General features: G+C 59.8%; 25 protein-coding genes. 7 read left to right on the forward strand and 18 right to left on the reverse strand.

What is annotated here, in order from left to right:
• Window positions 1-3 precede the first annotated feature (3 nt).
• Both FE702_RS17605 and FE702_RS17610 read right to left on the reverse strand, forming a co-directional pair.
• On the reverse strand, window positions 4-1,068 hold the full coding sequence (locus FE702_RS17605; protein ID WP_147127656.1) for a hypothetical protein: 1,065 nt from the start codon (window positions 1,066-1,068) through the stop codon (window positions 4-6).
• An 85-nt stretch (window positions 1,069-1,153) separates the two neighbouring features.
• The gene (locus FE702_RS17610; RefSeq protein WP_147127657.1) at window positions 1,154-2,530 is read right to left on the reverse strand and encodes a hypothetical protein; all 1,377 of its coding nucleotides are present in this window, start codon (window positions 2,528-2,530) and stop codon (window positions 1,154-1,156) included.
• Window positions 2,531-2,767: 237 nt separating this feature from the next.
• Between FE702_RS17610 and chlG the strand changes: the two genes are divergently transcribed.
• The 5 genes from chlG (at window position 2,768) to FE702_RS17635 (ending at window position 7,417) form a co-directional block, all read left to right on the forward strand.
• Window positions 2,768-3,670 carry a chlorophyll synthase ChlG gene (gene chlG / locus FE702_RS17615; RefSeq protein ID WP_147127658.1) on the forward strand — a complete coding sequence of 301 codons (903 nt, stop codon included), beginning with the start codon at window positions 2,768-2,770 and terminating at the stop codon, window positions 3,668-3,670.
• Window positions 3,667-4,947: a BCD family MFS transporter gene (locus FE702_RS17620; RefSeq protein ID WP_147127659.1), complete on the forward strand. Its 1,281-nt coding sequence runs from the start codon at window positions 3,667-3,669 to the stop codon at window positions 4,945-4,947. The genes chlG and FE702_RS17620 overlap by 4 nt, the downstream gene beginning before the upstream one ends.
• Window position 4,948: 1 nt before the next feature.
• Window positions 4,949-6,130, forward strand: coding sequence for a geranylgeranyl diphosphate reductase (locus tag FE702_RS17625; RefSeq protein ID WP_147127660.1), 1,182 nt, complete (start codon window positions 4,949-4,951; stop codon window positions 6,128-6,130).
• A complete protein-coding gene (gene idi, locus FE702_RS17630; protein ID WP_147127661.1) occupies window positions 6,127-6,657 on the forward strand; it encodes an isopentenyl-diphosphate Delta-isomerase in 531 nt (176 codons plus the stop codon). The genes FE702_RS17625 and idi overlap by 4 nt, the downstream gene beginning before the upstream one ends.
• A gap of 214 nt (window positions 6,658-6,871) precedes the next feature.
• The gene (locus tag FE702_RS17635; protein WP_147127662.1) at window positions 6,872-7,417 is read left to right on the forward strand and encodes a glycine-rich domain-containing protein; all 546 of its coding nucleotides are present in this window, start codon (window positions 6,872-6,874) and stop codon (window positions 7,415-7,417) included.
• On the opposite strand, the gene dxs is transcribed toward FE702_RS17635, so the two are convergent.
• From dxs to FE702_RS17700, 13 genes are all read right to left on the reverse strand, one after another.
• The gene (gene dxs, locus FE702_RS17640) at window positions 7,414-9,330 is read right to left on the reverse strand and encodes a 1-deoxy-D-xylulose-5-phosphate synthase (protein ID WP_147127663.1); all 1,917 of its coding nucleotides are present in this window, start codon (window positions 9,328-9,330) and stop codon (window positions 7,414-7,416) included. The two genes, FE702_RS17635 and dxs, sit on opposite strands and share 4 nt — an antisense overlap.
• A gap of 237 nt (window positions 9,331-9,567) precedes the next feature.
• Entirely contained in the window at window positions 9,568-9,807 is a 240-nt protein-coding gene (gene pufX / locus FE702_RS17645) for an RC-LH1 core complex protein PufX (RefSeq protein WP_147127664.1), read from the reverse strand.
• 12 nt (window positions 9,808-9,819) lie between these two features.
• Window positions 9,820-10,770 (reverse strand): photosynthetic reaction center subunit M, encoded by a 951-nt coding sequence (gene pufM, locus FE702_RS17650; protein WP_147127665.1) that lies wholly within the window; start codon window positions 10,768-10,770, stop codon window positions 9,820-9,822.
• Between the two features lie 13 nt (window positions 10,771-10,783).
• On the reverse strand, window positions 10,784-11,614 hold the full coding sequence (pufL, locus tag FE702_RS17655; RefSeq protein ID WP_147127666.1) for a photosynthetic reaction center subunit L: 831 nt from the start codon (window positions 11,612-11,614) through the stop codon (window positions 10,784-10,786).
• Between the two features lie 122 nt (window positions 11,615-11,736).
• The gene (pufA, locus tag FE702_RS17660) at window positions 11,737-11,892 is read right to left on the reverse strand and encodes a light-harvesting antenna LH1, alpha subunit (RefSeq protein ID WP_147127667.1); all 156 of its coding nucleotides are present in this window, start codon (window positions 11,890-11,892) and stop codon (window positions 11,737-11,739) included.
• A 15-nt stretch (window positions 11,893-11,907) separates the two neighbouring features.
• Complete coding sequence (gene pufB / locus FE702_RS17665) at window positions 11,908-12,063, reverse strand: light-harvesting antenna LH1, beta subunit (protein WP_147127668.1); 156 nt, start codon at window positions 12,061-12,063, stop codon at window positions 11,908-11,910.
• A gap of 210 nt (window positions 12,064-12,273) precedes the next feature.
• A complete protein-coding gene (pufQ, locus tag FE702_RS17670; RefSeq protein ID WP_147127669.1) occupies window positions 12,274-12,528 on the reverse strand; it encodes a cytochrome PufQ in 255 nt (84 codons plus the stop codon).
• A complete protein-coding gene (bchZ, locus tag FE702_RS17675) occupies window positions 12,525-14,060 on the reverse strand; it encodes a chlorophyllide a reductase subunit Z (protein WP_147127670.1) in 1,536 nt (511 codons plus the stop codon). Before bchZ ends, pufQ begins: the two co-directional genes overlap by 4 nt.
• Window positions 14,060-15,637 (reverse strand): chlorophyllide a reductase subunit Y, encoded by a 1,578-nt coding sequence (gene bchY / locus FE702_RS17680; RefSeq protein ID WP_147127671.1) that lies wholly within the window; start codon window positions 15,635-15,637, stop codon window positions 14,060-14,062. The genes bchZ and bchY overlap by 1 nt, the downstream gene beginning before the upstream one ends.
• 3 nt (window positions 15,638-15,640) lie before the next feature.
• On the reverse strand, window positions 15,641-16,639 hold the full coding sequence (locus FE702_RS17685; RefSeq protein ID WP_147127672.1) for a chlorophyllide a reductase iron protein subunit X: 999 nt from the start codon (window positions 16,637-16,639) through the stop codon (window positions 15,641-15,643).
• Window positions 16,636-17,580, reverse strand: coding sequence for a chlorophyll synthesis pathway protein BchC (bchC, locus tag FE702_RS17690; RefSeq protein ID WP_147127673.1), 945 nt, complete (start codon window positions 17,578-17,580; stop codon window positions 16,636-16,638). The genes FE702_RS17685 and bchC overlap by 4 nt, the downstream gene beginning before the upstream one ends.
• 147 nt (window positions 17,581-17,727) lie before the next feature.
• On the reverse strand, window positions 17,728-18,867 hold the full coding sequence (locus FE702_RS17695) for a methyltransferase (protein ID WP_147127693.1): 1,140 nt from the start codon (window positions 18,865-18,867) through the stop codon (window positions 17,728-17,730).
• Between the two features lie 27 nt (window positions 18,868-18,894).
• On the reverse strand, window positions 18,895-19,764 hold the full coding sequence (locus tag FE702_RS17700; protein ID WP_147127674.1) for a polyprenyl synthetase family protein: 870 nt from the start codon (window positions 19,762-19,764) through the stop codon (window positions 18,895-18,897).
• A gap of 142 nt (window positions 19,765-19,906) precedes the next feature.
• On the opposite strand from FE702_RS17700, the gene crtD reads away from it, so the two are divergent.
• The gene (crtD, locus tag FE702_RS17705) at window positions 19,907-21,433 is read left to right on the forward strand and encodes a 1-hydroxycarotenoid 3,4-desaturase CrtD (protein WP_255449727.1); all 1,527 of its coding nucleotides are present in this window, start codon (window positions 19,907-19,909) and stop codon (window positions 21,431-21,433) included.
• Window positions 21,434-21,459: 26 nt separating this feature from the next.
• Complete coding sequence (crtC, locus tag FE702_RS17710) at window positions 21,460-22,302, forward strand: carotenoid 1,2-hydratase (RefSeq protein WP_147127694.1); 843 nt, start codon at window positions 21,460-21,462, stop codon at window positions 22,300-22,302.
• Here crtC and FE702_RS17715 read toward each other — a convergent pair.
• From FE702_RS17715 to tspO, 3 genes are read right to left on the reverse strand one after another with little or no spacing between them, the layout of a single operon-like run.
• Complete coding sequence (locus FE702_RS17715) at window positions 22,299-22,709, reverse strand: type II toxin-antitoxin system VapC family toxin (protein ID WP_147127676.1); 411 nt, start codon at window positions 22,707-22,709, stop codon at window positions 22,299-22,301. The two genes, crtC and FE702_RS17715, sit on opposite strands and share 4 nt — an antisense overlap.
• Window positions 22,709-22,963 (reverse strand): type II toxin-antitoxin system Phd/YefM family antitoxin, encoded by a 255-nt coding sequence (locus FE702_RS17720; RefSeq protein ID WP_147127677.1) that lies wholly within the window; start codon window positions 22,961-22,963, stop codon window positions 22,709-22,711. The genes FE702_RS17715 and FE702_RS17720 overlap by 1 nt, the downstream gene beginning before the upstream one ends.
• Before the next feature lie 56 nt (window positions 22,964-23,019).
• Window positions 23,020-23,490, reverse strand: a complete 471-nt coding sequence (gene tspO / locus FE702_RS17725; protein ID WP_147127678.1) for a tryptophan-rich sensory protein TspO — start codon at window positions 23,488-23,490, stop codon at window positions 23,020-23,022.

A 23,490-nucleotide genomic window follows, 5' to 3' on the forward strand; every position in this document is an offset into this window, starting at 1 on the left:
CAATTAGCCTGGACTCGTCTCCTGTGGCGACAGGGGTGTCACGTCAGATATACACCCGACCACCTGCAGGGGCGGGGGATTGGCGCCGTTCTGGACCTTGAACGGACCTAGGTAAGCCGACGCCTTTGCATCCTTGGCCTCTTTCAAGAAAGCTTTTTCCTTTTTCGACCACGTCGCTTGGACCTTGCTGTCCAATCCGACAATCAAGGCCGAGGGGATCAGAGGCAGCACGCCTTTGTTCTTGGATGTCTTGCCGTTCGAGCAAAAGCCGCGCTTTTGCTGACCCAGATACCAGCCATTGGTCGAGAAGAGTTGCGGCAGCATCCAAGGCCGGTGCAACGACACCATGAGATATTTGAACGACACTTGCGTCACCTGGGATGTCGGGACCTCAAGCGTTTTGTCATTATCGTCGTTTGACAGTTTCAGTGTCTCCGACCCTTCGGGCACCTTGATCGATTTGGAGGCGACACCCGAGCCAAGCGGAAGCGTCAATGGACGAAAGCGATTTGTCTGGGTCGAGTCGTACCAATCCTCTGGCGCGGCATACACGGCGCGCCAATCGCCGGCTGTCCCATCCAGATTTGCGAATTTTGAATTCGAGAAACCCCGCTGAGCCATGGCCAGCGTCTGCGCGGCAAAGGGATTACCGGACAAGGCGTTGGCGTTGTTGACGACAAGGTCATAGGTCATTTCCGTCGATGATGCTGACGGGATGAATGTGGGACCGACGCTGGGTAGCGGATCGACCAGTTCGCGAAAGGCAAAGAGCGAGCGCATATCGCCAGTCGGGTTCTGATTAGAATGCGCATTGGCGTATTGCGTCGGATTGATGGTGATGGGTACCTCTGCCATCTGCAGCACTTGGTTTTCGCCGACAGAGGGGATCGTCGTGGTTGTCATGGGGGTGGCCGTTTGCACATCGGCCATCGCCCCGCCGAACTCAAAACTGGGTGCGCGCAAGGCATCATCAGGTGTTTCGAATTGCGGCGCGGTTGCAACGTGGGCTTGTTGAAGGGCCGACAGGTCGTCTTCCAGCGCGGCGGCGAAGGCATCGGTTAATCTCATGGCTGTCTCCGCAGGTTCAATCCAAGTCAAAACACCCGGGCCACGACATGGCGCGGCCCGGGCAGATCACTTGCTATGGAACCGCCTATTTTGGGTCCATTGGGGCCGATGCGTGGTTGATCGCACTGACCCAGCCGATGACCTGCAGGCCCGGCAGTTTCAGGGTGCCGCCGTCAAACTTGGACGCAAAGGTCGATTTGCTATCGCTATGGGAATAGCTGCCCGAGACGCTGAACGGACCCCAGCCGCCAGAGGCCTCTGTCTTGATCGAGTTGGCGACAAAGGATTTGTCCTCACTCGAGAAATCAGCCGTGATCGACACATTACGCGCCACAATCATGCCGGTCGGGATAAGCGGCAACGCGCCCGACGGCGGGTTCAGACCATCAGAGATACCGTTCTTGTTGAAACCATCGACCCACCAGTCATTCATCGAGAAGAGCAGTGGGTTGAACCAAGGCCGTTTGATCTGAACAAAGACAAGCTCTGCTGACAGTTCAAGGTTTTCGGCGTCCATGTGGGCATGGTTTTCCTCATGGCTGCCGGACACACCGGCCGAGGCATGCCACAGGCCCCATGACCCCGAGGCAGACGCCGCATAGCTCGTTGCCGAGGACGACGCCGTCTTGTTCAAATACGAGCTTTTCAGTGTGAGTTCCGTCGCCTTGATCGACGGATCCATCCAGTTGCTGGGTAGGGCATAGGAAGGCAGCCAAGGATTGCCGCCCGCCGTGCTCGGCGCCATCTGGTGCTGTCCGTTCACGAGCGCCTGGCTATTCGCAATCGTCGAGGCAATGGCGTTGTTGATGGACGATGCCATTGCGGCCTGGGCCTCATCGACCTGTTTGCGGCCTTCGTTGTTCCACTTGTTCCATGCCTGATCGACGGTCAGTTGCAGACCCGGCTGCACCGCGTTCCACGCGCGTTGGTCTTTGACGTCCGACAGGTCATAGCCGTTATAGGCCGTGCGATAGCCGCCGACTGCCGTCACATAGGCGGCGAGGTTGTTGTCATAGGCCGTTGCGATCTGACTTGGATTTGTCTGCGTCGTCGTAGAGCCGTCGAAGCCGGTGACCGTTGAGGTGGTGTTCAGATAATTGAACGCCATCTCGTAGATCTTCTTTTGCTCTTCGCTGACGGTGGCATCGGTGTTCGCCCCGTTGACGATGGTCGAATAGGTGGCTGACAACTGTTTGCCACTGTCAGACCACAGCGGCTCGGGGTTTGGCTGTGCATCCACCAGCGCCGAGAACGCTTCGGCCTGACGCAAATCGCCGCCGGGGTTCAGCGGCGTCATCATGTTTTTGAAATCGTCAGGGTTCAGGACGACATTCTTGGCCATTTGAATATAGCTGGTCGCCGGGTTGAAGGCGGCATTTTTGCCTTCTGGCGAATAGCTGATGGCGTCATGCAGGCGGTCATACAGGCTTTCAAGAACCTGTCTTTCCTTTTCGGGAGTCATACGAAATCCTTTCGTCTACGCGTGAAACAAAACATCGACAAATACGGTGCTGCCTGGACAAATTGGCTGGCGGCACAGGGTGTTGGTTCTCGAAAAATGAGCACCCCCCATGGTCAGCCATGATACCTTGAGTTGTATCAATCGTATGTGCCCACAGTCACACCGCGAGTGATCCCGCGGATGGAGAAACCGCTGAATCTCCTTGCGAGACTCGGCGCGTTCGGACTACGTTACATCATGACTGTCAGCACAAGTTTACACTTCCGGCGATTTCCAGAACCTGCGGCAGCGCTTCAGCTGATCAAACCGATTACCTGGTTTCCCCCAATGTGGGCCTATGTCTGTGGCGTCGTGTCGTCGGGTGTTTCGCCTTCCGGGTCATGGTGGCTTGTCGTGGTTGGCATTCTTTTGGCGGGGCCAATCGTCTGCGGCATGAGCCAGGCTGCCAATGACTGGTGCGACCGGCATGTCGATGCAATTAACGAACCGGATCGACCGATCCCCTCTGGCCGGATTCCCGGGCGATGGGGCCTTTGGATTGCGCTGGCCATGTCGGCGCTGTCGTTGGCTGTCGGGGCGCTGCTTGGCCCTTGGGGCTTTGGCGCGACGGTGCTGGGCGTCTTGGCCGCATGGGCCTATTCGGTTGAACCGATCCGTTTGAAACGATCTGGTTGGTGGGGACCCGGCCTTGTCGGGCTGAGTTATGAAAGCCTGCCGTGGTTCACAGGAGCCGCCGTGCTCAGCGCGGGCGCGCCACGCGCCGAAGTCGTCATTGTCGCGATCCTCTATGGATTGGGCGCGCATGGCATCATGACCCTGAACGATTTCAAGGCGCTCGAAGGCGACCGAAAAATGGGCGTGAATTCCCTGCCAGTCACACTGGGCCCAGCGGCTGCGGCGCAGATTGCCTGCCTGATCATGGCCGCGGCTCAGGTGGTCGTGATCGCTCTGCTGTTCGAGTGGGGGCGTCCGATCCATGCTTTCGTGATTTGCGGTTTTCTTGCCGTTCAGTTCTGGGCGATGTCGGTCATGCTGCGTGATCCCAAGGGCAAGGCACCTTGGTATAACGGGCCGGGTGTTGGTGCCTATGTCGCCGGCATGATGACCGCCGCGATTGCGATCCGGGGGCTTCCGCTATGACCCTGTCCTGGTTCGGCATCATGCGGCTTGGCCTTGTGCAGATGGCCCTTGGCGCGGTGGTTGTGTTGACCACGTCGACACTGAACCGGCTTATGGTGGTCGAACTAGCGCTGCCTGCGGTGCTGCCCGGTCTGCTGGTCGCGCTGCACTACGGGATTCAGATTACGCGCCCATCCTGGGGTTTTCGCTCTGACGCCTTGGGCAACCGCACGCCATGGATCATCGGCGGCATGCTGGTGCTCGCCACGGGCGGCTTGGGCGCGGCATTTGGCGTTGTCCTGTTGGAATCCTCCTTTGCCGCCGGTTTGGCGATTTCGATCGTAGCCTATGCCCTGATCGGGCTTGGCGTCGGCGCATCAGGCACCTCGCTGCTGGCGTTGCTCGCGACCACCACCGTCGAACGTCGGCGAGCTGCGGCGGCTACGATCACGTGGCTCATGATGATCTTTGGTATCGCAATGACAGCAGGGATCGCAGGCAGCTTCCTCGACCCGTATTCGCCCGCACGTCTGTTGAATGTTGTGATGGTCGTTTGCGGTGCGGCCGTTGTTCTGACGGTTTTGGCTGTGTTCCGGCTTGAGCGAGGATTGCAGGCCCGCGCCGAGCCTGACAGCGCCCCGTTTATGAAGGCCTTGGCCGAAGTCTGGGCCGAACCCAAGGCGCGGCGCTTTACCATTTTCGTGTTCCTGTCGATGACGGCGTACTTCATGCAGGAACTGATCCTTGAGCCATTCGCTGGTCTCGTCTTTGATTTCACGCCCGGTCAGTCCACTGCGCTCAGCGGTGCGCAGAATGGCGGTGTCTTTGTCGGGATGCTTACTGTTGGTATTGCTGCGACTGGCCTGAAATGGGGCAGCTTGCGCAATTGGGTGATTGCCGGGTGCCTTGGGTCTGCTGCTTCGCTTACCATAATCACAGTTATGGGGACGACGGCAGAGACGCTGCCGCTTGTCCCCGCCGTGGTTTCGCTTGGGTTCTTTAACGGCATGTTCGCCGTCGCAGCCATTGGCTCGATGATGGCCCTTGCTGGCCAAGGCCGCGACCGGCGCGAAGGCACACGCATGGGTCTATGGGGTGCCGCGCAGGCCATTGCCGCCGGATTTGGCGGTCTCTTGGGGGCAGCCGCTGTCGACCTCGCACGCGGCCCGCTGAGTGACCCGCAGGCGTTCGGGGTCGTCTTTATCCTCGAAGCTTTCCTTTTTGTCGCCGCTGCCTTGATGGCGGTCAAAGTTATGGGCGCGCCGGACCGGTCCGCCTCCCTCGTTGCAGGAGAATGAAATGACCCAGTATGACGTTGTTGTCGTCGGTGGTGGCCCATCCGGTGCCACAGCAGCAGAAGACCTTGCGCGCGCAGGAAAACGTGTGGCGATGCTGGATCGCGCCGGACGCATCAAACCCTGCGGTGGTGCTGTCCCGCCGCGCCTGATTTCGGATTTCAACATTCCCGACAGTCAGATCGTGGCCAAGATCAACACCGCCCGCATGATTTCGCCCACAGCGCGTCAGGTCGATATCCCGATCGAGAACGGCTATGTCGGCATGGTCGACCGCGAGCATTTTGACGAATACCTGCGCGTCCGCGCCGCCGAGGCGGGCGCAGACCGCTTTACCGGCACCTTCCTGCGCATCGAGCGCGGCGACCAGACCCGCATCGTGTACCGCGACAAGGCCACGCGCGAGGAACGCAGCCTGCCGACCAAGCTGATCATCGGGGCCGACGGCGCGCGTTCGGACGTGGCCCGCGCAGAGGTGCCCGGCGGCGACACCATCCCTTATGTCATCGCCTATCACGAAATCATCAAAGCGCCGGGCAAGATCGGATCCTACGACCCCGAACGCTGCGACGTCATTTATGATGGCCAGATTAGCCCCGATTTCTATGGCTGGGTCTTCCCGCACGGATCATCGGCATCCGTTGGCATGGGCACCGGCATCGACGGGATCGATCTGAAAAAGGCGACCGCCGACCTGCGCAAATCCAGCGGATTGGAAGACTGCGAGACCATCCGCAAGGAAGGCGCACCTATCCCGCTGAAGCCACTGGATCGCTGGGACAATGGCCGCGATGTGGTGTTGGCTGGTGACGCGGCAGGCGTGGTCGCGCCATCCTCAGGCGAAGGTATCTATTACGCCATGATGGGTGGCCGCGTCGCGGGTTTGGCTGCCGAAAAGGCGCTTGCGACCGCCAACGCGTCTGACCTGAAACTCGCCCGTAAGCTGTTTATGAAAGAGCACAAGAATGTCTTCAAAGTGCTCGGTGCCATGCAGGATGCCTATTACCGAAGCGATGAGCGCCGCGAGCGCTTTGTGTCGCTGTGTCATGATGTCGACGTGCAGCGACTCACCTTTGAGGCGTATATGAACAAGAAGCTCGTGGCCGCGCGGCCACTGGCGCACATTAAGATTGGCATTAAGAATCTCGCACATCTGACAGGGATCGTGCGACCGGAGTACACCTGATGGACATGATCCCCGCCTGGGTAGATGGAAAGCTGACACCCGTTGAGAAGCTCGAAGTGCATCAACGTGGCTTGCGTCACAAGGCGATAAGCGTCTTTGTGATGGATGGCAGACGGGTGCTTCTTCAACAGCGCGCACTGTCCAAATACCACACGCCGGGTCAGTGGGCGAACACCTGCTGCACCCATCCCCACTGGGACGAAGACCCCGCAATTTGTGCCACCCGCAGGTTGAAAGAGGAATTGGGAATCACCGGCCTCTATCCCTCGCATCGCGATCAGATTGAATACCGCGCAGACGTTGGTAATGGGCTGATCGAGCACGAATTGGTTGAGATTTACTTGGCAACTGCGACGTCGCAACTCAGGATTGAACCGAACCCGTCCGAGGTAATGGCGACGCGATGGGTGGATTTGTACGATCTGAAAGCAGAAACTTTGCGCCATCCGGAAAAATTCACACCTTGGCTTCGAATTTATCTGGCCGAGTATTCTGATCGTATTTTCGGCGCCATGGCAAAAGCCTAGGGCCTAAGCCCCTGCAAAACAGACATTTTCATTTGCGCGAAGGTGTCTGTGTCTCTTATGCCTTAAACAGCGCGCACGCCAAAGACCGAGTCGGAACCTGAGTCGCGTGGCCTATACACATTTCTTTTAATTTGTCTGTTTTCGCCCGCACAGCGACGGCAATGGGAATCCGGCATTGTTTGCTCATCACCCTTTAAAGATGAGGACCAAACATATGCTCGATCTTCAGCCGCTTCCCGTAAGAAACGCCCGTGTAAGTGAATCGGAAAAGGCTGCAGCGGCACTTCTTGTGCAGCAGTATATCTCTCGCGTGCCGCTGACGGACTCGGCCGGCAACACAGGCCTGTGGACGTCGATTGACCCTGAAATCATCAACGCTCACGCCAAAGAGGATGGCATTGATCTGAAAACCGCCCGTGAACGGGCCGAGGAAACCGTGCGTTTCATGGCTGTCCGCGGCGCAGTGGACCATGTTGCCAAAGATGGCGATTTCCGCATCGGGATGTCGGGACCTGTGGACCGGTTCTGGCATTGCTTCCTGCTCTATTCGCCAGAGTATTTCGCTTTCTGCGAAAACATGTGTGGCTTCTACGTCCAGCACCGCCCCAATCCGCCTTCGATGACGACCGAGGAAACCGTCGATCGCCTGCTCAACCTGCTTGAGGTCTACGAAGCGGCCTTCGGACATGCGCCCGATGACCGGATCTGGGGCATCAATCGTGGAAACGTGCTGGCCCGTCTGAATGCGGTCGCGGCCTAGCGCGCGGGCGTCAGGTCTTGGGTCTGTCCAATGGCCTGAAGCGCCGTCGCACTGATATCAGTCGCGGTCAGTCCCGCATCTGCGTACATCGCAGCGGGGCTGGCCTGATCGATAAAGCGGTCCGGCAGAGTCATGGTCCGGAACGCAAAGCCTTTGTCAAAGACGCCTGCATTCGCCAGCTCGTGCAACACCATCGCGCCAAAGCCACCCTGTGACCCCTGTTCGACCGTGATCATTGCCTTGTGATGGCGGGCCAGTTGATGAAGCAATGGCTTGTCCAAGGGTTTCGCAAATCGGGCGTCGGCGATCGTCACCGACACGCCACGCTCAGCCAACTGCTCTGCTGCGAGGTAGCATTCTGACAGATGCGCACCAAAGGACAGCAAGCAAACGTCGCTCCCCTCCTGCAGGACCCGCCCTTTGCCAATCTCAAGCACCTCCGGTACCTCTGGCAGATCGATCCCCACCCCTTCTCCGCGCGGATAGCGGAACGCACAGGGACCATCATCATAGGCCGCAGCCGTGTGAACCATGTGGACCAGTTCGGCTTCGTCCGATGCGGCCATCACAACCATGTTCGGAAGATTGGCAAGATAGGCCACGTCAAAAGCACCGGCATGGGTCGGACCATCCGCTCCGACAAGCCCTGCTCTGTCGATAGCAAAGCGCACCGGCAGGTTCTGGAGTGCCACATCGTGGACCACCTGATCATAGCCGCGCTGCAAGAAACTGGAGTAAATCGCGCAAAAGGGTTTGATCCCAGTTGCAGCCAGACCGGCCGCGAAGGTCACCGCGTGCTGTTCCGCGATGCCAACGTCAAAGACCCGTTTGGGCATCGCATCGGCCAGGATGTTCAGACCAGTCCCTGACGGCATCGCCGCCGTGATGCCGACAACCCGGCTGTCCGCTTCTGCCTCGGCCAGTAGCGCTTTGCCAAAGACAGATGTGTAGCTCGGCGCATTGGGCTTGGATTTCTTTTGTTCGCCTGTTTTCGGATCGAATTTCGCAACTCCGTGATAGCAATCGTTCGACGCCTCTGCCGGGGCATATCCCTTGCCCTTGACCGTACAAGCGTGGATCAAGACCGGGCCATCTGCACGGGTGCGCACGGTGCGCAGTACTTGCAACAGCTGCGGAATGTCATGGCCGTCCACCGGGCCAATGTATTGGAAGCCCAGTTCTTCAAAGAGCGTGCTTTGACCACCGGCCATCCCGGTCACAAGCTGTCGCGCACGGCGGGCATGGTCGCGCATGGGACCGGGCAATGCCGCCTCGAACCCTTCGGCCATGGTGGCAATCGCCTGCCCCGGATTACTGGAATAAAGCCCTGACAGGTATTTCGACATCGCCCCCACCGGCGGCGCAATCGACATCTCATTATCGTTTAGGATCACGATCAGGCGGCGGCCTTCGGACCCCGCGTTGTTCATCGCCTCATAGGCCATGCCTGCGCTGATGGATCCATCGCCAATCACGGCAATGGCGTCGCCAGTATCCATGCCCAGATCACGGCCCGTTGCAAACCCAAGCGCGGCTGAGATTGACGTAGATGAATGCGCCGCGCCAAAAGGGTCGAACCGCGATTCAGCGCGTTTCGTGAAACCGCTCAGACCACCTTCCTGGCGCAGGGTGCGGATGCGGTCACGTCGGCCGGTCAGGATCTTGTGCGGATAGCATTGATGGCCCACGTCCCAGACCAGTTTGTCATGTGGTGTGTTGAACACCGCGTGGATTGCCACGCTCAATTCGACCACGCCCAGCGATGACCCAAGGTGTCCGCCCGTCTCTGACACGGCTGAAATCACCTCTTGCCGCAACTCATCTGCGACTTGTGTCAGCTCCTGATCAGTCAGTTGTTTCAGGTCAGCGGGAACCGTCACACGATCCAAGAGCGGGGTATGGGGGCGGGTCATGGACGTGTCCTCCTCGTAGTCCAATGGGTGGCGATCAGGCGGATCATTTACAGGTGCTGCGACACCTTGATCGGCGGCCCGAAAAAAACGCCGCGAGAGGGGAAGACCCTCCGCGGCGCAGTCTCCTGTAGCCAACAGGAAGGGAACCGGGGTGTCAGAACCCCGAGGGATCAGCCCGGAAATCCGGACCAAACCGAAACGCCCGGGCCGTGCATCACGCGCGGCCCGGACAAAGCCTTAGGCATAGGTCTTGGTGTCGACCAACTCGATCACGGACCCCAGCGGGGTCGGATCGGGTGCAAACTTGCTGTCCTCTGGCAGGAACCAACCGATGATCACGAAGACATAGACAAAGAGCCAAGCTCCGATCACCAGCAGCGCTGCATATGAGGCGCCTTTCAGCATCAGACCCAGAATATCCATGCGCAGTCGCTGCGTGTCGGACATTCCAAGCATGTTGTTGTTTTCGTCAGCCATCACTTGCGCTCCTTAGTAGGTTTCAAAGCCGTAGCCGCGCTCGACAGCCCAGGCGAACCAGTTGTCGACAACCGTGCCGGTGATCAGGATGCCGATGCCACCAGTTAGCGTGGTGAGAACCGCAAACCACCAAGCCCAGCGGTGGATACCTTCCATGGTGGCGTTAAAGCCCATGGTCCAGCGCCAGAAGAGAGCCGCACGTTCCGTCGCCGTACCCCGGTCATAGATCTGCTCCAGCTCGCGGTCGCCGCCGAAACGGGACACCGCCATGATGGTCGCGCCGTGCATCGCAAAGAGCAGGGCCGAGCCATAAAGGAACACGATCGAAAGCGCGTGGAACGGGTTATAGAACAGGTTCCCGTAAGTGATCGAGAACAGGTTCGTCCAGTCGAGGTGCGAGAAGATGCCATAAGGCACAGCCTCACTCCATGATCCCATCAGGATCGGACGGATCAGACCCAGAACAAGGAACAACCAGATCGCGGACGCAAAGGCGTAGCAAACGTGCTTGCCCATGCCCAGTTGGTCTGCCAGCACCCATGACCGGGCGAACCATGTCATGACGGACACAAGCAGGAAGAAACTGGAAATCAGCCACCATCCGCCCTCATTCAGCGGGGCAAAGCCCAGACCGTATTCCGGCGCTGGCGGCTCCAGCGACAGGTAGAACAACTCGCGGAAGAACAGAGCCGGCGAATAGTCCACCTGCGCCCAATAGTTCATGCCGACGATGAAGAACCACGCAAAGCCACAGGCGATGGACACCACACCCAGACCACCGAGGTAAATCGGACCGATCTGTGCGTTGCCAAAGTAACCCAGCAGCGTCGAGAAGCCGGGGCGACCCGCGCGCTCTTCGATCAGGTTGTTTTCGTTATCCATGCCCCATTCGGGTTCACCGCGGACCTGGACCTGAGTGACCATGTACTGGTTCTCAGCTGTGAAGATGTTGGTATATGCCATGTCATATCCCTCCTTACAGATCCGCCCACCAGGGCAGTTCGAGATACCAATCCCACCAGACAATCCACTGGTCGAACCAGACCGTGCCGCTGATGACGATACAGATCGCCGACCAGATGCCCGCGTTCAACGCGAGGAACAGACCCAGGCGGTGAATGCCCAGCGTGCCAACCGAGTAGCCGATGAAATCACGGAAGAACGTGTCTTCGTGATCCGGCGTCTTTGACTCGGTGCCCTTCACAGGGTTGGCCGCCGACAGAACCAGCGCGCCGTGCAGCGCAAGGGCCAGTGTGGTGGTAAAGAAGAACGTGATCGCGACCATGTGGGCCGGGTTGTAGTGGAAGTTGCCATAGGCATACCCCACGTTGTTCACCCAGTTCAGGTGCGACCAGATCCCATATGGGAAACCGTGACCCCACGCGCCCATCAGAACAGGACGAATGACGACCAGCGTTACATAGGCGAGGATTGCGACCCCAAAGGCAAACGGGACGTGATATCCCATGCCAAGTTTGCGGCAGATCTCAATCTCTCGCATCATCCAGGACACGAAGGCCCCGATCGCGCAGATGGTGATGATTTGCCAATACCCGCCTTCTTTCAAAGGCGCGGCACCCAACCCGTATTCAAGCGCCGGTGGCTCGATCGAAATCAGCCATGGGTTGAACACGCCGGATTGTGCCGTGCTGACAAAAATCAGCAGTGTACCAAGGGCGGCGAAAAAAATCGTCGTGACCCCAAAGAAGCCCACGTAGTAGGGACCGACCCAAAAGTCGAAGAGATCGCCACCGACGATCGTCCCTCCGCGGACGCGATATTTTCTTTCGAAGCTAAGCAACGCCATGCTTCCAAACTCTCCGCTTTGTGGCGTCCCGAAGGCTTGCGGACCTCAGGCTTGGGGCGACCGTTTCAAGGAATGCGGTGGGCAGGCAGACCCCCTGCCCACCGCGTGTTTGAACACGCTGGTTATTCGCCCGAGAAGGCGAGAGTGAACCAGTTGGTGTCAGGATTGCTGAGCAGAACGAGGTGAATCATTGCTGCCAGCAGGAACAGGAAGACGCCCTGCGCCACGAAAACGCGACGTGGGTCGAAAACCAGCCAGATCTTGTAGAACTGTGCCATAATTTTCTGCTCCTCTTACCAGGCGAACCAAGGCAGTTTGATGTACGTCAGTACGTGAGCGACAACAGCCACGATCGTGAAGACCGTGAGACCGCTCATGTAAACCGAGTGCAGCTCTTGCGCTTGCTCGTCTGTGAGACCCGTGAATGACAGGTCAGCTTTATCAGCCATTGGAATTCCTCCGGTTGACTGACGCCGCGCACCCCGCGGCTGGGTTCCCTCCGGGCCTCACACCCTTCAGGTACCTGCCCCTTTCGGGAACAGGCGCTTCAATGCCTGGGATCAAAGGCCCCCAGGCAAGGCCGAGACGGCAGGCGGACCAACTGCCACCGTTTGTGGATGCCGGGGATTGAGGCCCCGAAACCCGTTGTTTGTTTCGGCCTAGGCCGAAAAGATCATCGGCGTGATGATGCGGGCCTGGCTCCAGGCCCGGGCGATCGGACCCTTTTCAGGGATCGCCATCTGCCGACCAGCCGCCAGCGCCCATGTCAGGAATGACAGGGGCAACGCGGCCAGGAAAATGATCGTGAAATAGGCGTAGTATTCCCGACGCGGCGGGGTCGCCTTGCGCACCTTGTCGATCGTCGAGGCGTCAGCCGTCTCGATCATCGGTGCGTCTGTGGTGAGATCCGTCATGCGGATTCCTCCTCGGTTTCGCGGGGAGTACCCGCTGTCTCGCTGTTGGAGCCTGCGCCCTGGTCGGCTGGCTTTTGTTGTGTCTGTTGAGGCCGAAGCGCGCGGATGGTTTCGACGACCACGCGGGTCGCACCATCTTCGAGCGCGGCTTTCTCGGCGGCGTCGCGCAGCTGCTTGGCAGCAGAGATGCGCGTCAGGATCGGGTGGGTCGCGACGATGGCATCAAGCTCTGCCTGCGCATCGGCATCCCATGGGAAATCGCGGCGCAATGTCGTTGGCGTTGCCTCTGCGCTGTCCATCTCTGTGGCCAGCGGCAGGATGTGGAACAGCGCATCAAAAAGCCCGTTGCACACCTCTTGCAGGATGTAAGTCGCGCCCGCATATCCCATGAAGGGAGTTCCAGTTGCACGGCGGATCGCAGCACCAGGAAACGACGCCGGAATGAATGCAGGCTGTGGCCCATGTCCGGCCTTCAGCTCGGCCAGATACATCTTTTCATTGATCGAGCCCATCACCACCAACGGCCGTTTCTCAGCCATCAGCGCGCGGACTTCGTCATTGTCGGTTTTCTTGCCGCGGCAGCGCGCCACGGCAAATCCGCATGGAAACCCGAGATCGTTCTCAAGGTAATTGCGAACCCCACGCGCATAGGTTTCGTTTGCAACGATCCCGAAAGACGCTGTGGCAAAGAAATCCTGCGTAACCGAACGCCAAAGATCCCAGACCGGTTTGATGGTCGAGTGCTTCTCGCGTTCGATAAAAGGTTCGGGGTCAAGTCCGAGGAGTTCACCAAGGGTCCGCAAAAACTTGGTGGTGGACTCGACCCCGACGGGCGCCTGAAGATAGGGCTTCGCAAGAAGCTCTGCCAACCCACGCCCGAACTCGCGGTACATGCAGATATTCACATCCGCATTTACCAAATTCCGCATCTCGGCGACGTGCGCGCCAAGAGGCATGACCATATTGACCTCTGCTCCGATGCCTTCGATCAGGCGGCGGATTTCAGCGAGGTCGCTGGGCATGTTGAAGGTGCCGTACATCGGCCCAAGGATGTTCACGCGGGGCTTTGCGCCCTCCTCGCGTTTCTTCTCGGGCGGCATACGACCCTTGGTCATGCCAAATTCTGTAAAGATCCAGGTCATCGCCCGGTCGGCGGCTTCCCATTGGTCTTCGTCAATCGTGCGCGGCAGGAACCGCTGAATATTGGTGCCTTGCGGTGTCACACCACCACCGATCATTTCGGCGATAGAGCCGGTCACGACGACCGCAGGCAACGCGGGATCAAGTGTGTCCCATGCCCGTTTCATCGCACCTTCGGTGCCGTCGCGGCCCAGTTCTTCTTCGCCCAAACCGGTCACTACGATTGGCAACTCATGTGGCGGCAAGCCATCGGTGTAATGCAACACGGATGTCACGGGGAGGTTTTCACATCCGACGGGTCCGTCGATCACACATTGCAGGCCTTTGACGGCGCAGAATGCGTAGATCGCTCCCCAGTATCCGCCAGCGCGGTCGTGATCTTGGATCAACATCAGATCATCTCCGCCGCTTTGGCGGCCTTGGCCTGCCGTTCCAGTTTCTTTAGGTTCTGCGCGCGGAAATCGTCACGGACATTCGGATCACCTTCCCAAACACCCGCGGTATCCCCTTCGCCGACGCCCTCAAAGAACGCCTTCATGTGATCCATCCGGTCCTTGTTGCCCATGGCCGCGTTCACGACCTGCTGCAGGCTGCCTGCCCCGGCGGGTCCCATCAGAGGCCGCGCGGAAATCAGGTTGGTGTAATAAAGACCGGGCAGACCCAGTTCCTTGGCCTTTTGCACAACAGGTGTCGTGCCGATGGCCAGGTCAGGCTGGAAGGCCTCCATGGCCGCGCAGTCATCTTCCAATGACGCGCGGAACTTCACGCTGACGCCGCGCTCTTCCAGCCATGCCACATCCGCGGCGGACCAAGGCGTCTTCGCACAAGCTGTGCCGACGTAAGGCACCTCTGCCCCGGATTCGATCAAGAGCCGCGCGACCAGCAACTCGGAACCCTCATACCCTGAAAGCGTCACACGCCCGTTGATCCGGGACCCTTGCAGGGCGCCCTTGATCGCCGGGAGGAAGGCGTTTTGCGCCGCCGCAATCTGGGCCGCAGGCACGTTGAATGCGTCACCAATATTGGCCAGCCAATCGGCTGTGCCGTCATGGCCCACCGGGGCCGATCCGACGATGGGCCGACCAGCGGCCTCGAACTCACGAATGGCGGCTGTGTAGAACGGATGGATCGCCGCGACCGCGCCGCAATCGAGCGCAGAATATAGCTCGCGCCATTCCCGGCAGGGCACAACAGGACCAGCAGCCAGACCCATCGGGGCCAGCATTCCGCCGATCATCATTGGATCGGCTGGGAACATCTCACCCAAAAGCGTCACTGTCGGGCGGTCATCTTTGCCACCCACTGGCGCAGGCACCGGACCGTTTTCAATCTCGGCCCGCGCGTAATTCAGCATCGCGCCAGCCAGAACGTCCTTGGCCTCGGCGTGCGTTGGAACACCAAAGCCCGGCACGTCGATGCCGACAATGCGCACGCCGTTAATCTCATCAGGCAAGAGGCGGAGCGGTACACCAGAGGCGGTCGGAACACACAGGTTCGTCACCACAACAGCGTCGTATTTCTCGGGGTCCGCCATTGCATAAACGCTTTCGCGGATGTCCTCGAACAGCTTGCCAGTGACCAATGTCTCGGAATTGAACGGCACATACCCAACCGACCGGCGCGCGCCGTAGAAGTGGGATACAAAGGTCAGACCATACACACAGCAGGCCGAACCGCTCAGAACCGTGGCCACCCGGCGCATCCGCAGACCCACGCGCAGTGATCCAAAGGCTGGGCACATCGACTGTGGTTTGTCATGCGGACCTTGCGGATAATCCTTGGCGAACTGATCCAACACTTCGGCGTTGCCAGAAGCCCGCGCGGCGGCCTCCATCTGCGTGGCTGAGGCGTGACAGCCCATCCCGTCCACAGGTGCGGATGCAGGCGCGTTCGAGACGGTTTCGTCCCGTGCTTCGCCTTCGATCACGTCAACCTCTTGGGCGGTGTCGTATGTGACTTCGCGGTCCATTAATCAGGCTTCGTCGTAGATCACTTCAAGGGACTCGACCGGCTTGGCATTCGCGCCACGCATGTCTTCTTGCGTGGCGGGGACCAGCTCGACCCCGGCTCCGGTCTCAGACCCATCAAACAGCTCAAGCAGACCGTCTTGCGACAGCGGCGCAGGGCGCACCGGCGGCGCATCGGCCACGTTCATGCCCAGTTCGGCAAAGAGCGCGCCCCACTGAGATTCAGCCGTGCCGACAATCTGATAGTTCGCGGATTTCTTGCGCAGGTCGTCATCCTGCGGGATCGACGCGAGCACGGGGATATCGACAGCCTTGGCAAAGGCCTGTGCCTCGCCCGAGCCGTCATCCTTGTTGATCACCAGACCCGCAACGCCGACGTTCCCGCCCAGCTTGCGGAAATACTCCACCGCCGAACACACGTTGTTAGCCACATAAAGCGACTGCAGGTCATTCGATCCAACAAGGATCACCTTCTGCGCCATGTCCCGCGCGATGGGCAGGCCGAACCCGCCACACACCACGTCGCCGAGGAAGTCGAGCAGGACGTAGTCGAAATCCCAATCGTGGAAGCCAAGCTTTTCCAGAAGCTCAAACCCATGGATGATCCCGCGACCGCCACAGCCGCGACCCACCTCTGGTCCGCCAAGTTCCATTGCGTAGACACCGCCACGCTTGAAGCAAACGTCGCCAATGGCGACCTCTTCCCCGGCGAGTTTCTTCTTGGTCGACGTCTCGATGATCGTCGGGCAGGCCTTGCCGCCAAAGAGCAAGGACGTGGTGTCCGATTTCGGATCACACCCGATCAGCAACACACGCTTGCCCTGCTCGGCCATCATGTGGCTGAGGTTCGCCAGCGTGAAGGATTTGCCGATCCCACCCTTCCCGTAGATCGCGATGATCTGGGTCTTTTTCGTCGCCTCTTCGGGGATGATGTCAGCCAGATCTTCGTTGGCCTCGTCCCGCAGACGCTGATCAAAATCTTTCAGGTTTGGTACGTCTTTCATGCGACGTGCTCCCAATTCAGGATCATCTTCAGGCAGGCCTGATCGCTGAACGCGGTCTCGTACGCCGTGGCCGCGTCACGCGCGGAAGCCTGATGGGTGATCAAATCGTCTAGTCGTAATGCGCCGCTTTCGACGAGCGCACGGGTCGCGGTCAGATCGTCACCCTGCCATTCGGCAGCGATGCGGAACCGCGCTTCTTTCATGAACGCGGGCGGAAACGCGAATTGCAGCGGCTTCGTGTAAAAACCCGCCAGCACAACTTCGCCGCCTTTCGCGATCCGGCCCACAAGACTGTCGAGCAGATCGCCATTGCCGGAAGCATCGTAGATTGATGTGTAGTCGCGGCGTTCATCCGCATCGGGATGAACCACCTCGTACCCTTCGGCACCAGTGGCGCGCGTCGCATCGATTTCCCAGACAGTGGGCGCAGGCCCACCAGCCGCCAGCGTTAACCGCGCCAGCAACCGACCCAGCACACCGTGGCCAACAATCAGATCAGGCAATTCGGCTCGCGGTCCGGCCAGCGCATGACGCGCCGTTGCGGCCAAGGCGAGCAAAGCGCCAGAGGCACCCATGCCCGCATCAATACGTGTAAGGCGATCACAGGACGACACCAGCCGGCGCGTCGCGCCGCCAAAGAGACCGAAGGCCCCGTCATAGCAATTCGCACCAGGCACAAAGACCGTGTCACCAACCTTCACGGTGGCCTGCGGGCCAGCTTCAACAACTTCGCCGGACGCCTCATAGCCAGGGATCAACGGATACCCCATTCCTGGGAACGGAGGCATCTCTCCCGTGTAGAAAAGCTTTTCGGTGCCAGTCGAAATCCCAGAGTGATGAATGTCGACAACCACGTCCTCGGCACCGGGCGCGGTCAGCGCAACGGTTTCAAGCCCAAGGGTCTTGGGGGCTTGCAAGAGGACTGCGGTCGTTTGTGTCACGGTAGATCGTTCCCGGCTGTGTTTCGTCTTTTTTGCGCTTCGCTCAGACCCAAGAGACTCAGTCCACGAGTGTATACGCCTTGAGTGTCAGTTTAGCCTGACACTCTCTGCTGTCAAATTAATTGGACATTTTTCCTGTGACATCTGTCAGTTTCCTCTGACACCGGTCACAACCGATGTGATGAAAGCCCTGTTGGGCTTGGGCGTTTTGATGTTGGTGAAACCTGCATCTGCCATCAGCGCGGCAATCTCTGCTGCACTGCGGGCGCGCCCGGTCTGCATCGCCAGCGTGTAGAATGCGAAGTAAACATCACCGGGACGTGTCGGCACCTTGCCTCCGCTCATCGGCTCGGACACAACCAACCGCCCACCGTCCGGCAGGGCATCATGCACCGCGCGCAGCAGGGCCACGACGGTATCTTCAGCATGGTCATAGAGAACCCGGATCAACGTGATGACATCCGCGCCTTGCGGCAGCGGATCATCCCGGAATGATCCCGGCGTGATCGTCACACGGTTTGACAGGTTTGCCGCGCGAAACCGGCTCTCGGCCCCCGGCGCAACGGCAGGCAGATCAAAAAGATGCAAGGCAGGGTCCGCATGGCGCTGACCAACTGCTGTCAGAAAGGCACCGGTGCCACCGCCAATATCCAGAACCTCGCGCGCATCAGATAGATCAACGGCGCGCAGCGTGTCTTCGGCAACCATCGCCTGACTGTCGGCCATCAGGTCGGAATAAGTCTGGGTAACCTCGGGATCGACCGCACCATCGGCTCCGAACACGTAGGGCCAAAATCGCGCCAGTTCGGTTTCGGCCTCTCCGCGCAACAGCGCGACAGGATCAGCCATATCCCGGTAAAACACCGCGTGGTGCCGGATCATCGGCACAAGCCCAGGCACCCCGAGCAATGCAGCCCCTTTGCGCGTCAAGCCAACCGAGTCGCCAGACAAGCGCAACACACCAATCGCGGCACCGGCCTTGAGCAAAATCATCAACCGATCCTGCGGTAGATCACAGCGGAGCACTTCGACGCGGCGCGTGCCTTCTGACAGTTGATGAAGGATGCCGAGTTCGACCAGCGCAAACAGAGACTGAGTCTGCACAAAGCCGCTGATCAGATCAAAGAGGTCTTCCCCCTCTTTGCGTGCAACCCGCGCAAAGCCGGGTGTGCGTGCCGCCCAGCTTTGGAACCTTGGTGACGCGGCAAGGCGATGCACCCACCCGCGCAAACCCCAGCCGAACCGGCCAAGCGATTGCGCATGACTGGCGCCGTCGGTCGCCGCCATCTTGGGCAGGTTGACGCCCGCGTTCATTTACTCGGCTGCCGTCTGCGCAGCAGAATATACAGGCGTCAGACGCTCCGCATATTTGCGCACCATTTCGGCCAGCATGGCCTCACCCGGACAAGACGGGATCGACGCAATGGCCCCAGCGAGACAATCATCGAGCCGCGCAATCGCCCCTTTCAGCCCCAAGGTGCTGACAGCATTTGGTCGCCCGTGCAGATCGTCCTGACCCGCCGGCTTGCCCAAGGTCGCCTCGTCATAAAGTGCGTCGCGCAAGTCATCGGCAATCTGAAAGCTTTCACCAATCCGGTCGCCCAGCTCCTGCCACGGCTCCGGGTCTTGGCCCGAGGCAATCGCACCCATTTGAGTCGCCGCCATGAAAAGCGCGCCGGTCTTGGCCTGATGATAGGCCTCAAGGTCAACCGTCTCTTCGCTCTCCCAGCCCTGCCCGGCACAGATGCCGTTCGGGCTCCCTGTGCGCTGCGCCAGCGATACGACCAGTTGCGCCGCGCGCCCTGCGTCATGGACAGCAGCGCGGCCCAGAATTTCAAAGGCCAGAACAATCAGGCTATCGCCCGTCAAAACAGCAAGCGGTTCTGAATAGGCTTTGTGGACCGATGGTTTGCCCCGCCGCACATCCGCATCGTCGAAGCAAGGCAGATCGTCATGCACAAGGCTCGCGCAATGAATCAGCTCAAGCGCAGCCGCGGCAGCATCCGTCACTTCGGGGCGGTCATCGCCACAGGCCATCGCGACAGACGTCAGGATGGTCGGCCTGATACGTGCCCCACCCGGAGACACAGCATAATCCAACGCAGAGGCCAGTCGTTTAGGAGCACGCGCGCCCTGCCCCGCCGCAATGGCGTTTCGGATCGCGCGTTCAATCCGTTCTTGCATGTCAATCGCCTTCCCAGGAATTCGGTGTTTGCGGACCGTAAACTAGACTGGACACCATGCTTGTAAATAACAGTGGACACTCTAGGTGGCGGAGTCAACTATGGATCGTGGTCCATTTGACGGATCTTGCAGGGAGGCGTGGTTGCAAAGAAACGACCCCACCATCATCATCGGCGCAGGGATCGGCGGGCTGGCGGCGGCGGTCCGACTATCTGCGGCGGGCCGCAAGGTCATCGTTATTGATCGCGCATCAGAGGTGGGCGGCAAGATGCGCACGCTGCCCTCAACAGCCGGTCCCGTGGATGCTGGCCCAACCGTCTTCACCATGCGTCCGGTCTTTGAGGATGTCTTCGCCGCCGCAGGCGAACGGCTGACAGATCACGTTGCACTGGAACAGGAACCGCTGCTTGCCCGCCACTGGTGGCGCGACGGCGCAGAGCTTGATCTTTTTGCAGATCGGGAAGCCTCCGCACAGTCGATCCGCCAAATGGGCGGTGCCGCAGCAGAGGCTGACTATCGCCGCTTCGCTGCCGAGGCACAGCGTCTCTATGAGGCCTTCGAAGCACCGATGATGCACACGGCAAAGCCATCTCAATCGGCTCTGACACTGCGGGTTTTGCGCGAACCTGGATTGATCGCCCTGATGGCCCCGCTCTCTACTCTGTCCAAGAAACTGGCGCGCAGCTTCCGCGACCCGCGACTGCGACAGCTCTATGGACGCTACGCCACCTATGTAGGCGGCGACCCGTTTCAGTCGCCCGCCATCCTGTCGCTCATTTCCCACGCAGAGGCCGCAGGCGTCTGGCGTGTGACCGGCGGCATGCACAAGCTGGCCCTCTCGATGAAGGCGTTGGCGCAAAACCTCGGCGCTGAATTCATCCTGAACACCCATGTCACCCGGATCGAAACCCAAAGCGGGCGGGTCGCAGCCGTCCATACAGGCGACGGGCGGCACCCCTGTGCTGAGGCTGTCTTCAACGGCGATCCGCGCGCTTTGACAACGGGATTACTGGGCTCCTCGGTCGAGCAGGCGACGCCAGCCAAACCGCTCGAAGCCCGCAGCCTATCGGCCTATGTCTGGTCCTTCGCCGCAAACCCACGCAGCCCGGACCTTGCGCACCACAACGTGTTTTTCGGACAGGACCCGACGACCGAGTTCGGCCCGATAGCGGGGGGCCAACAGCCCCACGACCCGACCCTTTATATCTGCGCCGAGGATCGCGGCACCGGGCGCACACCGCCCGCGACCGAGCGGTTCGAGATCATCATGAACGGCGCACCCACCACAAAAACGCATCCTTCCGCAGAGGAGATCAACACATGTCGGCAACAGACTTTCGGGACCCTCGCCCAATTCGGTTTGACCTTCGACAGCTCACCTCCCGATCGCGCGCTCACGACACCGGCGGGATTCAACAGCCTGTTTCCCGCGACAACCGGATCCCTCTACGGGCAGAGCCCACATGGGATGATGGCCGCGTTTCAGCGCCCGACGGCCCGCACCAAGGTTCCGGGGTTGTATCTCGTGGGCGGCGGGACCCATCCGGGGGCGGGCATCCCGATGGCCACCCTCTCCGCCCGGCACGCGGTCGAGGCGATGCTGAGCGACCGAACTTCGACCTCGCAGTCCCGCCAAACGGTTATGCGTGGTGGTATGTCGACGGCGTAAAAGACGGCGGTGGCCGCGCGATTTCGATCATCGGCTTCATCGGGTCGGTGTTTTCGCCATGGTATGCGTGGTCCGGCCGTCGGAACCCAGAAAACAACGTCTGCATCAACGTCGCCACCTATGGCCCTGGCGGACGGTTCACCATGACGGACCGTGGCACCAGCGCGCTGCGCCAATCGCGTGATACCTTTCAGGTCGGCCCCAGCCGGATGCACTGGACAGGGGACCAGCTGATCATCGACATCAATGAGGTCTCCTCCCCTCCCCTCATTTCCCGCGTGCGCGGGCAGGTTCGGGTCACACCCAAAGCGATCACGGGCGTTGAACTCCCACTCTCCAACGATGGCGCTCATATCTGGCGCCCCTTTGCACCGACGTCCCATATCGAAGTCGATCTGGAAGGTGCAGGCTGGCAATGGGAAGGCCACGGATATTTCGACGCCAACTTCGGCACCCGAGCGCTGGAACAGGATTTCAGCTATTGGACGTGGGGCCGCTATCCGCACAAAGACGGCTCCGTGTGTTTCTATGACGCCGACCGTCTCGACGGTTCGCACCTTGGTGTCGGCCTGAAATTCGACGCGATGGGCAATCCAACGGTGATGGAGACCCCTCCCCCGCGCAAGAAATTCAAACGCTCAGGCTGGCAGGTCGCCCGCGAGACCCGCGCTGACGCCTGCTTTCAACCGCATCAAGTGCAAAACATGCTCGATGCGCCATTCTATTCGCGGTCGATGGTCCGCACGCAGTTCGCAGGCGAAGAGACGGTCGGCGTCCACGAAGCACTGGACCTCACCCGCTTCCGGTCACCTCTGCTGAAACCGATGCTCGCTGTCAGGGTACCCCGCAGACCGGGTTGGAAGTTCTAGGCCGGTTCAAAAGGGTTGATGACCCGCGCGCCGGTTGGCTCAAAATGCGCCACGTTGCGCGTGGCAATCGTTGCCCCGCGAGACACGGCTTGAGCCGCCAGCATGACATCCGGCGTCGAATGGCCAAGACGGTTCATGAGCTGACCCCAAACCACCGCATCTTCACGTTCAAAGCCCCAGATCCGATCCGAAAATGCGTGAAACAATCGATCAGACCACAGCCGCAAATCACGCGCAAAATCGGGATTAAGCGTCTGCTGCTTGCTAATTCCGCGTTCAATTTCACCCACAACCAATGAGCTCAGATAAAGCGAATCTTCGGGCTGCGCCTCAAACCAGGCATCCACTGCGGGGAACCGTCCCGGCCGCCGGATGGCCGAGACGACATTAGTGTCGAGAAGAAGCATCAAAATTCGATGTCGCGCAGCGGCTCGGGCGTCCGGTCAAACTCAAAGTCTTCCGGCCCGTCCGGCATTGCGCGCAAGTGATCCTTGAAACTGGGCTTGGGCTGCGCCTCTCCCTGTTTCAGCCGCGCATACTCCTCCACAGAAATCACCACCACAGCAGGTTTCCCTCGTCGCGACACCTTTTGCGGAGTCCCGTTGATCGCGGCCTCGACCACCGCACTAAATCGGTTTTTGGCATCCTGAAGGGTCAACATGGGCGCACCTGTCTAGCTAGCTGGCTAGCCAGATATAGTCCTTCGACGGCCTCGTCTCAAGCTTCCTGAGGGACGGCCTCGTTCTTGCGCCAAATCCAGAAGTTCAGCGCGCCGGCATAACTGACCCAGATGATATACGGCACAAACAGCCAACCCGCCAAAGGCACCGCCAGCCAGAACGCGTAGGCCGTGGCTACCACGGCCAGCCACAAGAACGACAAAACAACCATCGCCGCGCCCAGCCTTTTCAGGCCAAAGAACACCGGCGACCACAGCGTATTCAGCGCAATCTGAAGCGCCCAAAAGGCGGTCGCCATCGCCGTGCCCTGCACCCCTGCCACCAGGGCAGCCGCATAGGCCGATGCGATATAGAGCGTGGTCCAAGCCAGCGGAAATAGCCAAGGCGGAGGCGTCCATGACGGTTTGCGCAGCTCTTCAAAATACCACTTATCCGGCGGAAAGAGACTCCCCGTCGCGGCGGCGGCACAGCATGCGCCGAGGTAAATGACAAAGACAGACCAATCCAT

The sequence above is a fragment of the Shimia ponticola genome (genome assembly GCF_007995215.1).
Lineage (GTDB): Bacteria > Pseudomonadota > Alphaproteobacteria > Rhodobacterales > Rhodobacteraceae > Shimia_B > Shimia_B ponticola.

Bases quoted from the DNA above. Each gene is read 5' to 3' on its own strand.
- FE702_RS17715 (WP_147127676.1), bottom strand. From the start codon at position 22,709: ATGCTTCTTCTCGACACTAATGTCGTCTCGGCCATCCGGCGGCCGGGA.
- bchY (WP_147127671.1), bottom strand. From the start codon at position 15,637: ATGGACCGCGAAGTCACATACGACACCGCCCAAGAGGTTGACGTGATC.
- FE702_RS17620 (WP_147127659.1), top strand. From the start codon at position 3,667: ATGACCCTGTCCTGGTTCGGCATCATGCGGCTTGGCCTTGTGCAGATG.
- pufQ (WP_147127669.1), bottom strand. From the start codon at position 12,528: ATGACGGATCTCACCACAGACGCACCGATGATCGAGACGGCTGACGCC.
- FE702_RS17610 (WP_147127657.1), bottom strand. From the start codon at position 2,530: ATGACTCCCGAAAAGGAAAGACAGGTTCTTGAAAGCCTGTATGACCGC.
- pufX (WP_147127664.1), bottom strand. From the start codon at position 9,807: ATGGCTGACGAAAACAACAACATGCTTGGAATGTCCGACACGCAGCGA.
- FE702_RS17605 (WP_147127656.1), bottom strand. From the start codon at position 1,068: ATGAGATTAACCGATGCCTTCGCCGCCGCGCTGGAAGACGACCTGTCG.
- FE702_RS17700 (WP_147127674.1), bottom strand. From the start codon at position 19,764: ATGCAAGAACGGATTGAACGCGCGATCCGAAACGCCATTGCGGCGGGG.
- FE702_RS17720 (WP_147127677.1), bottom strand. From the start codon at position 22,963: ATGTTGACCCTTCAGGATGCCAAAAACCGATTTAGTGCGGTGGTCGAG.
- bchZ (WP_147127670.1), bottom strand. From the start codon at position 14,060: ATGTTGATCCAAGATCACGACCGCGCTGGCGGATACTGGGGAGCGATC.
- tspO (WP_147127678.1), bottom strand. From the start codon at position 23,490: ATGGATTGGTCTGTCTTTGTCATTTACCTCGGCGCATGCTGTGCCGCC.
- pufL (WP_147127666.1), bottom strand. From the start codon at position 11,614: ATGGCGTTGCTTAGCTTCGAAAGAAAATATCGCGTCCGCGGAGGGACG.
- pufB (WP_147127668.1), bottom strand. From the start codon at position 12,063: ATGGCTGATAAAGCTGACCTGTCATTCACGGGTCTCACAGACGAGCAA.
- dxs (WP_147127663.1), bottom strand. From the start codon at position 9,330: ATGACCCGCCCCCATACCCCGCTCTTGGATCGTGTGACGGTTCCCGCT.
- pufA (WP_147127667.1), bottom strand. From the start codon at position 11,892: ATGGCACAGTTCTACAAGATCTGGCTGGTTTTCGACCCACGTCGCGTT.
- chlG (WP_147127658.1), top strand. From the start codon at position 2,768: ATGACTGTCAGCACAAGTTTACACTTCCGGCGATTTCCAGAACCTGCG.
- FE702_RS17685 (WP_147127672.1), bottom strand. From the start codon at position 16,639: ATGAAAGACGTACCAAACCTGAAAGATTTTGATCAGCGTCTGCGGGAC.
- pufM (WP_147127665.1), bottom strand. From the start codon at position 10,770: ATGGCATATACCAACATCTTCACAGCTGAGAACCAGTACATGGTCACT.
- FE702_RS17635 (WP_147127662.1), top strand. From the start codon at position 6,872: ATGCTCGATCTTCAGCCGCTTCCCGTAAGAAACGCCCGTGTAAGTGAA.
- FE702_RS17695 (WP_147127693.1), bottom strand. From the start codon at position 18,867: ATGGCGGCGACCGACGGCGCCAGTCATGCGCAATCGCTTGGCCGGTTC.
- FE702_RS17625 (WP_147127660.1), top strand. From the start codon at position 4,949: ATGACCCAGTATGACGTTGTTGTCGTCGGTGGTGGCCCATCCGGTGCC.